Source organism: Sinomonas sp. T428B (genome assembly GCF_056780155.1).
Genome location: NZ_JBRAZR010000001.1, coordinates 3,691,358 through 3,703,713, shown reverse-complemented (window position 1 = coordinate 3,703,713; position 12,356 = coordinate 3,691,358). Strand labels below are relative to the sequence as shown.

Annotated in this window: 10 protein-coding genes; 4 read left to right on the top strand and 6 right to left on the bottom strand. The window is 68.5% G+C overall.

Annotated elements, in window-relative coordinates; all coding sequences use genetic code 11:
- Positions 1–45: 45 nt before the first annotated feature.
- The 5 genes from kduI to ACUYMY_RS17115 all read right to left on the bottom strand — a co-directional run bounded on the left by kduI (position 46) and on the right by ACUYMY_RS17115 (position 4,815).
- A complete protein-coding gene (gene kduI, locus ACUYMY_RS17135) occupies positions 46–885 on the bottom strand; it encodes a 5-dehydro-4-deoxy-D-glucuronate isomerase (RefSeq protein WP_481704723.1) in 840 nt (279 codons plus the stop codon).
- A 47-nt stretch (positions 886–932) separates the two neighbouring features.
- Positions 933–1,697: a 2-dehydro-3-deoxy-D-gluconate 5-dehydrogenase KduD gene (gene kduD, locus ACUYMY_RS17130; RefSeq protein ID WP_481704722.1), complete on the bottom strand. Its 765-nt coding sequence runs from the start codon at positions 1,695–1,697 to the stop codon at positions 933–935.
- Between the two features lie 44 nt (positions 1,698–1,741).
- On the bottom strand, positions 1,742–2,902 hold the full coding sequence (bglB, locus tag ACUYMY_RS17125; RefSeq protein WP_481704721.1) for a beta-galactosidase BglB: 1,161 nt from the start codon (positions 2,900–2,902) through the stop codon (positions 1,742–1,744).
- 10 nt (positions 2,903–2,912) lie between these two features.
- Positions 2,913–4,289 carry an MFS transporter gene (locus tag ACUYMY_RS17120; RefSeq protein ID WP_481704720.1) on the bottom strand — a complete coding sequence of 459 codons (1,377 nt, stop codon included), beginning with the start codon at positions 4,287–4,289 and terminating at the stop codon, positions 2,913–2,915.
- A gap of 142 nt (positions 4,290–4,431) precedes the next feature.
- Positions 4,432–4,815, bottom strand: coding sequence for an L-rhamnose mutarotase (locus ACUYMY_RS17115; protein ID WP_481704719.1), 384 nt, complete (start codon positions 4,813–4,815; stop codon positions 4,432–4,434).
- A 119-nt stretch (positions 4,816–4,934) separates the two neighbouring features.
- Here ACUYMY_RS17115 and rhaI point away from each other — a divergent pair, with 119 nt between their 5' ends.
- The 4 genes from rhaI (at position 4,935) to ACUYMY_RS17095 (ending at position 10,786) form a co-directional block, all read left to right on the top strand.
- Positions 4,935–6,101 carry an L-rhamnose isomerase gene (gene rhaI, locus ACUYMY_RS17110; RefSeq protein ID WP_481704718.1) on the top strand — a complete coding sequence of 389 codons (1,167 nt, stop codon included), beginning with the start codon at positions 4,935–4,937 and terminating at the stop codon, positions 6,099–6,101.
- A 68-nt stretch (positions 6,102–6,169) separates the two neighbouring features.
- A complete protein-coding gene (locus tag ACUYMY_RS17105) occupies positions 6,170–8,227 on the top strand; it encodes a bifunctional aldolase/short-chain dehydrogenase (protein WP_481704717.1) in 2,058 nt (685 codons plus the stop codon).
- 15 nt (positions 8,228–8,242) lie between these two features.
- Positions 8,243–9,733: a rhamnulokinase gene (locus ACUYMY_RS17100; RefSeq protein WP_481704716.1), complete on the top strand. Its 1,491-nt coding sequence runs from the start codon at positions 8,243–8,245 to the stop codon at positions 9,731–9,733.
- A 30-nt stretch (positions 9,734–9,763) separates the two neighbouring features.
- Positions 9,764–10,786, top strand: coding sequence for a LacI family DNA-binding transcriptional regulator (locus ACUYMY_RS17095; protein WP_481704715.1), 1,023 nt, complete (start codon positions 9,764–9,766; stop codon positions 10,784–10,786).
- A 517-nt stretch (positions 10,787–11,303) separates the two neighbouring features.
- Here the strand turns inward: ACUYMY_RS17095 and ACUYMY_RS17090 are convergent.
- Entirely contained in the window at positions 11,304–11,642 is a 339-nt protein-coding gene (locus ACUYMY_RS17090; RefSeq protein ID WP_481704714.1) for a hypothetical protein, read from the bottom strand.
- Between the last annotated feature and the right edge of the window lie 714 nt (positions 11,643–12,356).

Below are 12,356 nucleotides of genomic sequence, written 5' to 3'. Positions count from 1 at the left end.
CCTCGGGTGGGGGTTGGGGCGGGGCGGTCAGCGCAGACGGGACGGTCAGCGCAGAGAGGTGACGGGGACGGCGTCCATATCGCTGAAGGACTGGTTCTCCCCGGCCATGGCCCAGACGAACGAGTAGGCGGCCGTTCCCACGCCGGAGTGCAGCGACCAGGAGGGTGAGATGACGGCCTGCCGGTCGGAGACCATGAGGTGCCGCGTCTCCTCCGGGAGCCCCATCAGGTGCATGACCCGGGCATCCTCCGGCACGTCGAAGTACAGGTAGCACTCGGTGCGCCGATCGTGGGTGTGCGCGGGCATCGTGTTCCACATGGATCCGGGGTGCAGCTCGGTGACGCCCATGACGATCTGGCAGGACTCGACGCCCTTCTCGTGGATGTACTGGTTCAGGGTCCGCCGGTTGCTGGTCAGCTGTTCGCCCAGCTCGAGCACCGTGCCCTCGCCCTTGAGCACGAGCTGGGTGGGGTAGGTGGTGTGCGCCGGAGCGCTGAACAGGTAGAACTGCGCGCCCCCGGCACCCCCGCCCTGGGCGGAGTCGGCGAAGACCACGTCCCGGATGCCCCGCCCGATGTACAGGCACGCACCGTGCGGCAGCGTAAAGGCCTCGCCGTCCGCCGTGACCGTGCCGGATCCGCCCACGTTGATGATCCCGACCTCGCGGTTGGCGAGGAAGTAGTCGGCCCGGAGCTCGTCGAAGGTCGGCAGGGGAAGCTGCCGGCCCGCCGGGACGGCGCCGCCGAGGACGATCCTGTCGTGATGGGTGTAGACGACCTTCACCTCGCCGGGGACGAACAGGTCCTCGACGAGGAATCGCTTCCGCAGTTCGGCGGTATCGAAGTGCGGCAGCTGTTCCGGGCTGGTGGCATAGCGCTGTTCCATGAGGGGTTCTCCAGTGTTGGTGTTGAGGCAGTGGATGGGGGCGGCGGTCAGCGGACCAGCCACCCGCCGTCGACCGGGATGATCGCGCCGTTCAGGTAGTCCGATGCCGGCGAGGCCAGGAAGACGAACGGGCCCTGCAGGTCCTCCGCAGTGCCCCACCGGCCGGCCGGGATGCGGTCCACGATCGACTTCTCGCGGGATTCGTCGGAGCGGATCGGGGCGGTGTTGTCGGTGGCCATGTAGCCAGGGGCGATCGCGTTGACGTTGACGCCGTGGGCCGCGAGCTCATTGGCGAAGGACTTGGTGAGCCCCGCGATGGCATGCTTGCTCGCCGCATAGCCCGGCACGAGGACGCCGCCCTGGAAGGAGAGCATCGAGGCGACATTGATGATCTTCCCCTCGCCCTGTGCCACGTACCGCCGGGCCGCGGCTTGGGAGAGATGGAAGACGGCGTCCAGGTTGACCGCCAGGACATCGTCCCAGTCAGCGGCTGTGTGCTCCAGGATCGGGGCCCGCCGGATGATCCCGGCATTGTTCACGAGGATGTCGATGCGGCCGAGGGCGTCCACGACCGATTGGACCGAGGCGTCGAGCTCCTCGGGTGTCGCCGCGACGAGGTCCTGCTGGATGGTGTGGACCCGTCGCCCGAGCGCCTGGACCTTGCCGGCCGTCTCCTCCGCGGGGCTCTGGCTCAGGAGGGCGACGTCCGCTCCCGCCTCGGCCAGTGCGAGGGCCGCACCCTGCCCGAGACCCCGCGACGCTCCCGTCACGAGGGCGACCTTGCCGTCCAGTCGGAACGAATCGAGAACCATCAGTTTTCCTCCATCGGAGTCGGCGTTGCCATGCGGGGGGCGTTTCAGTAGTAGGTGCGCAGGTATTCCGCCAGGCAGAGGATTGCCATGGCCTGCCCGTACGGCATCGAGGTGAGCGGGATGGCGCGGTAGAAGTCGAGATCCGAGCCCATCCCGGTGCCGAAGGACACCTGCTGCAGCTCGCCGTCGTCGGAGATGTTGTCGACGACGGCTCGGACTGCCCTCTCTGCCACCGGCGCATACTCCGCGCTGAGGTAGCCCTTGCGGACCGCCTTGAGGATCCCGTAGGCGAATCCGGCCGTCGCGGACGCCTCGAGGTACGAGGACGGGTCGTCCAGGAGCGTGTGCCACAGCCCCGAGCCGTCCTGCAGCCGCGCGAGGGCCGAGACCTGGGCGTCCAGGATCTCGATGAGGAAACGGCGGACGGGGTCTGACGCCGACAGGTCAACCAGTTCGAGGAAGTCCGGGATGACCATGGTCAGCCACGAGTTCCCCCGCGCCCAGCGGGCCTTGGCGAAGCTGTGGTTGCCCTCGAACGACCAGCCGTGGAACCAGAGCCCCGTCTCGCGGTCCATGAGGTAGGTCGCGTGGGTGAGGAACTGGAACGTCGCCTCCTGGACGTAGTGGGGCCGGTCGAGGAGCAGACCGATCTTGGTCAGCGGCAGGACCGTCATCATGAGGGTGTCGTCCCACAGCTGGTGCTGGTTCTCCTCGGCCAGGGTGATGTGCTGCATGCCCCCGTGCGGGGTGCGGGGCATGGCCCGCATCGCCCATTCGGCCCACGAGTCGAGCCACGGCAGGAGCGTGCGGTCCCGCGTCTCCTCGTACCGGCAGGCCAGTGTCAGGAACGGCGCCATCGTGTTGACGTTCTTCGTGGTGCCCTCGGCCAGCCTCGCCGTGAACCAGGAGTCGATGATGTCCCGCATCGACGTCTCGCCGGTCTGGTCGTAGTACTGCCAGATTCCGTAGAGCCCGACGCCGTGCGTCCACTCCCAGCCGTTCCATCCCTTGGTGTCGATGACGCGCCCGTCGTCGAGCCTGAGCAGGAACTGGCCAGTCTCGTCCGTGATGTTGACCAGATTGTCGGTCAGCCTGTGGACCAGTTCCTGGAGGGCGGTCCGGGAGATGAAGCGCTCCGGTGCACGCAGCAGCGGGCTGTGCTTCACCGGCCACACCGGCTGCTGCCGGTTCGTCGTCTCGGTCATCCCGTAACTCCTAGGCGCGGTTGGTGCTGATCGGGTGACTGCGGCTCCCGCGGGCTTCGAGGTCCTCCAGGGACTTGCCCTTCGTGTCGGACGAGAGCAGGGCGGCCAGGGCGGCGACGACGCAGATGCCGAAGGTCGCGGACCCGATGACGAGCGGGACGTTCGCCGTTCCCGGGGGAGCGATGGCCGTGAAGATGCTCGGGAAGAAGGACGCGATCATGAGGCCGATGTTCTGCGCCACCGCGAAGCCGGTCACGCGGATCCGCATGGGGAACTGCTCCTGGAAGAAGGTCGCGAAGGTCGCATTCCACATCTGGAAGAAGGTGCCCTGCACGATGACGACGAACACGAAGACCAGGACGAGGCTCCTCTGGTCGATCGCCCAGAGATAGGCCGCGGCCAGGAGCCCGCCGCCGAGTCCGCCGGCGATCATGAGGGTCTTCCGGCCGATGCGGTCGGACAGGGCGCCGAAGAGCGGAATCGTGATGACCGCGACGAGGTTGGCGAGGAGGGTGACCCAGAGGAATTCATCCTTGGAGAAGCTGATGCCGTAGCCCTTCTGGGTCGCGTAGGACACGCCGAAGATGAGGGTGGCCATGCCGATGACGTTCGTGAAGGTCATGAGGATGCAGCGGACGAGGACCCAGGGATAGCTGCGCAGCAGGTCGACGAGCGGGAACCGTCGCTTCACCGTGACGGTGGACTGGGCAAGATAGGCGGGCGGCTCCTGCACCCTACGGCGGATGAGGTACCCGGCCAGGATCACCAAGGCGCTGAGCAGGAAGGGAACCCGCCAGCCCCAGGCCTGGAACTGGTCGCTGGGGAGCAGCGCGGACAAAGGCAGCAGGACCGCCGTGGCCAGGATCGACCCGACCTGAGTGCCCTGCAGGCTGAAGCTCGCGAAGAATCCGCGCTTGGCGTCGGGGGAGTGCTCGACGATCATCGCGCTGGCGCCGCCGAGCTCGCCGGCGACTGCGAACCCCTGGACGAGGCGGAGGACCACCAGGAGGGCGGGGGCGAGGATGCCGACCTGCCCGTAGGTGGGAAGGAGCCCGACGGCGAAGGTCGCGAAGCCCATGAGCAGCATCGCGAAGACGAGGACCTTCTTGCGGCCGTGCCTGTCGCCGTAGGCTCCGAGGACGACGGCGCCGAGCGGGCGGGAGACGTAGCCCACCGCGTAGGTCGCGAGCGAGGCGATGATCCCGACGGTGGGATTCTCGGACGGGAAGAAGATGGCGGGGAAGATGAGGGCCGCGGCGAGGGAGTACAGCGCGAAGTCGTAGTACTCGAGGGCGCTCCCGATCCAGCCGCTGACTGCGGCCTTCTTCGGGTTGCGCTTCCCGACGCTGGCTTCGGGCCTCGTGTCCCCGGGTGACGTGTTGATCATTGCTGACTTCCTTCATCGACGTTGGTGATGGGCCGGCATTGGCCTGTGGGCCGCTGGTCGTGCTGAGGGGGAAACAACGGGAGGGGCGAGGGCCCCATTTCTTGAATCGTTTCACCCATCGTAGGAGGTGAGCTGGGCCACGTCAACGCCCCGTGTGCTCCTCCCCCAGGTGGAAGTACGGCATGAGCGACTCCGGAAGCGATCCTTCGACGAAGTACTGGGCCATCTCGGCCTGCCACCGTCCATTCACAGGGTCGCCGCCCATGCGCCTCTCGGCCTCGTCGACGTCGTGGGCCTCGAAGTAGCCGACGACGAGGCCGTCCTCAGGCCGGAGGAACAGGGTGTAGTTGCGCCAGCCTGCGTCCGCGAGGGCCGCGAGCATCTCCGGCCAGACCCGCTGGTGCACGTCGATGTAGTCGGCGATCCTGTCGGGGCGGACGCGCAGGAGGAAGCAGCGGCGGGTGCGTGCGATCTCGTCCGGCAGGCGGATCGGGTCGGGCAGTGCGGGTGGGGGTTCGGTGACCATCCAGGGCTCCTTGGGCGTTGACGTGATGCACTTCACCGGGTAGCGTACATGAAACGATTCAATAAGTCGCCCACGCTCCGGGCGCTCATCCGCCTCCGGTCTCAGAGAGAAGAGAAGTCATGACCGCCTTTGCCGACATCGCACCTCGGCTCGCCGCCCAGGCCATCGAACTGCCCTCGTGGGCCTTTGGCAATGCCGGCACGCGCTTCAAGGTCTTCGGCACTCCGGGCACGCCACGCACCATCGAGGAGAAGATCGCCGACGCCGCCACGGTGCACCGCTTCACCGGTCTGGCACCCACCGTCGCACTCCACATCCCCTGGGACGCCGTGGACGACTACGCAGCGCTCGCCCGCCACGCTGCCGACCAGGGGGTGGCTCTGGGCACCGTCAACTCCAACACCTTCCAGGACGACGACTACAAGTTCGGCTCCCTGACCCACACGTCCTCGGCCGTGCGGCGGAAGGCGATCGACCACCACCTGCAGTGCCTCGAGATCATGGCGGCCACCGGGTCACGTGACCTGAAGATCTGGCTTGCGGACGGAACGAACTACGCCGGCCAGGGAGACATGCGGGGGCGCCAGGACCGGCTCGCGGAGTCGCTGGCCGCGATCTACGCCCAGCTGGGGGCCGACCAGAGGCTCGTGCTCGAGTACAAGTTCTTCGAGCCGGCGTTCTACCACACGGACGTGCCCGACTGGGGGACGGCCTACGCCCAGGTCGCCGCCCTCGGCAAGCGGGCGGTCGTGTGCCTCGACACGGGCCATCACGCCCCGGGCACCAACATCGAGTTCATCGTCATGCAGCTGCTGCGGCTGGGGAAGCTCGGATCCTTCGACTTCAACTCCCGCAACTACGCCGACGACGACCTCATCGTCGGCGCAGCCGATCCCTTCCAGCTCTTCCGGATCATGGTCGAGGTCGTGCGCGGCGGGGCCCTCGAGCCCGAGGCGGAGGTGGCGTTCATGCTCGACCAGTGCCACAACGTCGAGGAGAAGATCCCCGGCCAGATCCGCTCCGTGCTCAACGTCCAGGAGATGACCGCCCGGGCCCTGCTGCTCGACCGCGTCGCGCTCACCGCAGCCCAGGAGGCTGGGGACGTGCTCGGGGCCCACGAGATCCTCATGGACGCCTTCTACACCGATGTCCGCCCCGACCTGGCGGCCTGGCGGGAATCCCGGGGCCTGCCCGCCGAGCCCCTGCGCGCCTACGCCGCCTCCGGCTATCAGGAGCGCATCGCTGCCGAACGCGTCGGCGGCGCCCAGGCGTCCTGGGCATCCTGACGCCCATCCCGCACCCCCTACGCCAGTCTCCCGCACATCTCCCCCGACCCCCCAAGGAACCCCAGATCATGCACACCACCACCGCCAGCGCCGTGCAGACCGTCGTCGCCGATCTCATCGCCCGCTCCAACCGGCTGGGCTCCGATCCGAGGAACACCAATTTCGCCGGCGGGAACACCTCGGCGAAGGGGCCGGGCACAGATCCGGTCACGGGCGAGGACGTCGAGCTCCTGTGGGTCAAGGGCTCGGGAGGCGACCTCGGCACGCTGACCGAGCAGGGCCTCGCGGTGCTGCGCCTCGACCGGCTGCGGGCGCTCGTCCACGTCTACACCGGCGTCGAGCACGAGGACGAGATGGTCGGCGCGTTCGACTACTGCCTCCACGGCAAGGGTGGGGCCGCCCCCTCGATCGACACGGCCATGCACGGGCTCGTCGACGCCGCCCACGTCGACCACCTCCACCCCGACTCAGGCATCGCCCTCGCCACCGCGGCCGACGGCGAGCGGCTCACCGCAGAGATCTTCGGCGGAAAGGTCGTGTGGGTGCCGTGGCGCCGTCCCGGCTTCCAGCTGGGGCTCGACATAGCCGCCATCAAGGAGAGCAACCCGCAGGCGGTCGGCTGCATTCTCGGTGGGCACGGCATCACGGCCTGGGGTGCGAGCAGCGAAGAGGCCGAGGCCGCGTCCCGCTGGATCATCGCCACCGCGGAGGCGTACATCGACGAGCACTCGAAGGCCGAGCCCTTCGGCCCCGCCCTGCCGGGCTATGAGGCCCTCCCGCAGGCCGAGCGCCACGCCAAGGCCGCCGCCCTCGCGCCGGCCATCCGTGGTCTGGCCTCCCACGACCGCCCTCAGGTGGGCCACTTCACCGATGATCCCCGCGTCCTGGAGTTCCTCGCCGCCACGGAGCACCCCCGCCTGGCCGGCTTGGGCACCTCCTGCCCAGACCACTTCCTGCGTACCAAGGTCAAGCCCCTCGTCCTGGACCTGCCGGCCAGTGCCTCCGCCGAGCACGCGGTCGCGCGGCTGAAGGAGCTTCACGAGGCCTACCGCGCCGACTACCAGGCGTACTACGACCGGCACGCCACCTCCGACTCCCCGGCCATCCGGGGCGCGGACCCGGCAATCGTGCTCGTGCCCGGCGTCGGGATGTTCTCCTTCGGCAAGGACAAGCAGACCGCCCGCGTGGCCGGTGAGTTCTACCTGAACGCGATCAACGTCATGCGCGGAGCCGAGGGCGTCTCGTCCTACGCCCCCATCGACGAGGCCGAGAAGTTCCGCATCGAGTACTGGTCCCTCGAGGAGGCCAAGCTCCAGCGGATGCCCGCGCCCAAGCCGCTGGCCACCCGCATCGCGCTCGTGACCGGCGCGGCCTCCGGGATCGGCAAGGCGATCGCCGCACGGCTCGCGGCCGAGGGGGCCTGCGTCGTCATCGCGGACCTCGACGCCGAGAAGGCACGGGCGGCTGCCGCCGAGATCGGGACCACCGACGTGGCCATCGGCGTGGCCGTCAACGTCGCCGACGAGGCCGCCGTGCAGGCCGCGATCCGGGAGGCCCTCCTCGCCTTCGGCGGCCTGGACCTCGTCGTCAACAACGCCGGGCTGTCGCTGTCGAAGCCCCTCCTGGAGACCACCGAGAAGGACTGGGACCTCCAGCACGACGTCATGGCGAAGGGCTCCTTCCTGGTCTCCAAGAACGCGGCCCGCGTGCTCATCGACCAGGGGATGGGCGGGGACATCGTCTACATCTCCTCGAAGAACTCGATCTTCGCCGGCCCGAACAACATCGCCTACTCCGCCACCAAGGCCGACCAGGCCCATCAGGTCCGCCTCCTGGCCGCAGAGCTGGGCGAGCACGGGATCAAGGTCAACGGCATCAACCCCGACGGCGTGGTGCGCGGCTCGGGCATCTTCGCGGGCGGCTGGGGCGCCAAGCGCGCCGCCGTGTACGGCGTGCCCGAGGAGGAGCTGGGCCAGTACTACGCCCAGCGCACCCTGCTCAAGCGCGAAGTCCTGCCCGAGAACGTCGCCAATGCCGTCTTCGCCCTGTGCACCTCGGACTTCTCCCACACGACCGGCCTCCACGTCCCCGTCGACGCCGGCGTCGCCGCCGCCTTCCTGCGCTGACGCCGGATCGAGGAGATGAGCATGACGACGTCCGTCGCCGCCGTGGACCTCGGAGCCACGAGCGGCAGGGTGATCCTGGGTGGGTTCGAGGCCGGGCGGCTGCGCATGCGCCACGTGGCCCGCTTCCCCAACCAGCCGGTCCGCCTGCACGAAGGCGACCGGGAGGGGCTGCACTGGAACATCACCGAGCTCTACCGGTCCCTGACCGCCGGGCTGGCCCAGGCCTTCCGGGAGGAGCCCGCCCTGGCCTCGATCGGCGTCGACTCCTGGGCCGTGGACTATGCCCTGCTGCGCCGGGGGCGCATGCTCGGCGTGCCCTATCACTACCGCGATCAGCGCACCCCGGCCGGGGTGGAGGCGGTGCACGCGAGGGTGCCCGCCGTCGAGCTGTACGAGCGCAACGGGCTGCAGCACCTGCCCTTCAATACGCTCTTCCAGCTGGCCGCCGACGGCCTCTCGGGCGAGCTCGCGGTCGCCGACCGGGCGCTGCTCATCCCGGACCTCATCGCATACTGGCTCACTGGGGAGCAGGTCTCCGAGGCCACCAACGCCTCGACCACGGGGCTCCTCGACGTCCGGTCCGGGCAGTGGGACACGGCAGTGTTCGACCGACTGGGCCTGCGACGGGGGCTCTTCCCGCCGGTTGTCAGCCCGGGAGAGCGGATCGGCAGCCTCCTGCCGGAGGTGGCCGCCCAGCTCGGGGCCGCCCGCTCCGTCCCGGTGACCGCCGTCGGCTCCCACGACACCGCCTCGGCAGTGGTTGCCGTGCCCGCGGCCGACGACGAATCCGCCTTCATCTCCTCGGGCACCTGGTCCCTGGTCGGGGTCGAGCTGGAGACCCCCGTGCTCACGGCGGAGAGCCGCGCCGCGAACTTCACGAACGAGGGCGGTGTGGACGGGAGGGTGCGCTTCCTGAAGAACGTCTCCGGACTGTGGCTGCTCTCGGAATCGATCCGCACATGGGACGGGCCGGGGACGACCGAGGCCCAGCGCACGAGCGACCTCGCGGCCCTGATCGCCGAGGCCGCCGCCGTGGCCCACCCGATGCCGGTCTTCGACGCGTCCGACGAGCGCTTCACCGCACCGGGGGACATCCCAGCACGCATCGTGGCCTGGTGCGAGGAGCATGGCCTCGAGCCTCCGCGCACCCGGGCCGAGGTGGTGCGGTCCATCCTCGAGTCGCTGGCCGCCGCCTATGCCACGGCGATTGAGCAAGCCGAGCAGCTCTCGGGGAAGCGGATCCGGACCGTCCACATCGTCGGCGGGGGCTCCCAGAACACCCTGCTCTGCCAGCTCACCGCCGACCGCACAGGCCGCACCGTGCTCGCCGGGCCGGTCGAGGCGACCGCGATCGGCAACATCCTCGTCCAGCTGCGGGCCGCCGGCCTCGTCTCTGGGGGCCTCGAGGCCCTCCGCGAGATCGTCGCGGGCACGTTCGAGCCCGCACGCTACCTGCCCAGGGCCGGCGCCCCCCACGTCGTCCCCGGAGGCCATTGGGTACGATGAATATCCACCCGTGAGGAGGGGACCACGCACATGAACCCTGGCCGACCGCCGGTGAGCATCAAGGACGTCGCCCGTCACGCCAACGTCTCCATCGGCACGGTCTCCAACGTTCTGAACCGCCCCGAGATGGTCTCGGAGGATCGGCGCCGTCGGGTCACCCAGGTGATCGAGGAGCTCGGGTACGTGCGCAACGACGTCGCCCGGCAGCTCAAGGCCGGCCGCTCCCTCACCATCGGGCTGGTCGTGCAGGACTCGGCCAACCCCTTCTACAACGAGGTCGCCCTGGGCGCCGAGGCAGCCGCGGAGAAGCTCGGCCAGGCGGTGATCCTCGGCAACGCCGGCCTGTCAACCGACCGGGAGGGCCTCTACCTCGACCTGTTCCAGGAGCAGCGGGTCCGCGGCGTGCTCATCACTCCGCAGTCCCCGGACCGCTCCCGGATCGACACGCTGCGCTCGCGGGGCATCCCTGTCATCCTCGTCGACGAGCACGCCTCCTCGAGCCTCTACTGCTCCCTCGCCGTGGACGACATCGAGGGCGGGCGGCTGGCCGTCGAGCACCTCCTGTCCACGGGGCGCCGGCGGATCGCCTTCGTCGGCGGCCCCGACTCGCTGCACCAGGTCCGCGACCGCCGGACCGGTGCCCAGCGGGCGGTGCAGGCCGTGGACGGCGCCTCGCTCGAGGACTACCGCACCACGGCCCTGACCGTGCTGGAAGGCCGGCGAATCGGCGAGCAGATCGCGGACATCCCGCCGGACCTGAGGCCGGAGGGAGTCTTCGCCGCGAACGACCTGTTGGCCCTCGGACTGCTCCAGGCCTTCGTGTTCACCCGCCACATCCGGGTGCCCCAGGACATCGCCCTCATCGGCTATGACGACATCGACTTCGCCACCTCGGCGATCGTGCCGCTGTCCTCCATCCGCCAGCCCGCCCGACTCATCGGACGCACCGCCGTCGAACTCCTCGAGGACGAGACCGCCGATGCAGAGCACCGGCACCGGCACGTCAGCTTCCAGCCCGAACTCGTCGTCCGCGATTCGACAGCCCTCGCCTGAGTGCCGCCGAGGGCAGTGGGCCTCGCCAGGCCTGCCGGACAGGGCTCCGTGGCAGGCGGTGAGCCGGCCGTGGAGTACATGCGCACTCCGGGGCGCTGTAGGCCCTCGGAGCTTTCGGTGAGCTGCCCGGTATGGTAGCTAGGCCAGGTATCGCCGGCGTATTCGTCATCGAGCCAGTGCTGCCTCGGGGGCGTCGCGTGGTGGTGTTGACGGCCTGACGGGGATGGGCGCGTTGGCTGAGGTGGGCAAGCACACGGGCGTCTCAAGTCGACCAAAGAGTACGAAATCCTTCTCCAGGCGATGGAGGCAGTTTCGACACGAGACTTGGCGGCACACGGATCACATCGTCCTGACAGAGATGTTGGAAGCCGGGGCTATCGGATGATCCCACTGGAACCATGGGAAATGACGTCGTGCTGGGGCAACAGCTGGCAGAATCCCACGTCGGCACTGCCTAATTCACTGACAACGGACACTGGCCGAATGGTCCGACCAGGGCTGACAAAACAATTCCATGCTACTGGTCGGCGCGTTGGCCCACTTTGAGCCAGAGCGTATCGTCCTCGACCCGGTCCAGCTCGTCCGCGGCGACGTATTCATGGCCTGCAAATAGGCCGGACTTGTCGATCTTCACATAACCGAGCCTCAGGAGCCTTTCCGCGACATGGCGGGGCAATTTGGAGATTTCGGCAAGGCTATCGATGGGCGTGCCGAGGCCCCCAGTTTCAGGAGCGATCTGACCCTCCAGAGTCACTGCTTCCGGGTCGCCCATCTTGAGGCCTTCGACCTTGCCGATCTTCTTTCCATCGGGGCCGACGACTTGCATTCCTTCACGCACCTGTTCAATGACGGTCATGGTTGATGTCCTTTGCGTCGGTCCCCGGCGTTGGATGCCCACAGTGTAGAACCTGCCCCACCGTACGAAAACCTGCGATGACAGTCAGGCGCGGGCTATACCGGGCCCGCCAAAGATAAAGCCGCTGCGAGCAGTTTTCTTGGTGCTCACTCGGCTATCCTGCTCGATCTGTACTCGGGGGGAACACGGCCACGATCTCCTGTTTGCCCACTCGTTTCAGGGACGGTTCCTCCTGTGGGCCCGCCTACCCCCGCAGCACTGCCCGCCTACGCCGGCAGCACTGCCTGCCCAGGAGCAGCGCAGTGACGGCGACCAGCCCGTGCCGGTCATGCGCCCCGGGGTCGAGGCGGGCGCGTGGTTGAGGCGGTAGGAGTTGGTGCCCGTTTCGATGATGGTTGCTTGGAAGGTGAGGGGCCGGCTCCCGCGCCGGGCTGCGCTCGTCACCGGGACGCAGCTTCCTGAGCCGCGGCCATGGGCGCTTGTCAAGCTCTTGACCGGGGCGGGTCGCACCCTTAGGGTGGTGATATATGAGTCATATGTCACATTGGCGGCCCCGGCTCGAGGCTTTGATCTCGATGGGTCGGCCCGAGGGTTCCGGAAGCCAAGGCCTTCCCGTTCCATCTCGGAGAGCAGTGATACATGACGACGCCGACATCATCTCGCGAGTCCTGCGCGCCCATGTCGGCTGGCATCGAGCCAGCCGGCATCGTCCAT

What these genes read in the sequence shown, in the direction of transcription:
- kduI (WP_481704723.1), bottom strand. Translation starts at nt 885, where the DNA reads ATGGAACAGCGCTATGCCACCAGCCCGGAACAGCTGCCGCACTTCGAT.
- kduD (WP_481704722.1), bottom strand. Translation starts at nt 1,697, where the DNA reads ATGGTTCTCGATTCGTTCCGACTGGACGGCAAGGTCGCCCTCGTGACG.
- bglB (WP_481704721.1), bottom strand. Translation starts at nt 2,902, where the DNA reads ATGACCGAGACGACGAACCGGCAGCAGCCGGTGTGGCCGGTGAAGCAC.
- ACUYMY_RS17120 (WP_481704720.1), bottom strand. Translation starts at nt 4,289, where the DNA reads ATGATCAACACGTCACCCGGGGACACGAGGCCCGAAGCCAGCGTCGGG.
- ACUYMY_RS17115 (WP_481704719.1), bottom strand. Translation starts at nt 4,815, where the DNA reads ATGGTCACCGAACCCCCACCCGCACTGCCCGACCCGATCCGCCTGCCG.
- rhaI (WP_481704718.1), top strand. Translation starts at nt 4,935, where the DNA reads ATGACCGCCTTTGCCGACATCGCACCTCGGCTCGCCGCCCAGGCCATC.
- ACUYMY_RS17105 (WP_481704717.1), top strand. Translation starts at nt 6,170, where the DNA reads ATGCACACCACCACCGCCAGCGCCGTGCAGACCGTCGTCGCCGATCTC.
- ACUYMY_RS17100 (WP_481704716.1), top strand. Translation starts at nt 8,243, where the DNA reads ATGAGCATGACGACGTCCGTCGCCGCCGTGGACCTCGGAGCCACGAGC.
- ACUYMY_RS17095 (WP_481704715.1), top strand. Translation starts at nt 9,764, where the DNA reads ATGAACCCTGGCCGACCGCCGGTGAGCATCAAGGACGTCGCCCGTCAC.
- ACUYMY_RS17090 (WP_481704714.1), bottom strand. Translation starts at nt 11,642, where the DNA reads ATGACCGTCATTGAACAGGTGCGTGAAGGAATGCAAGTCGTCGGCCCC.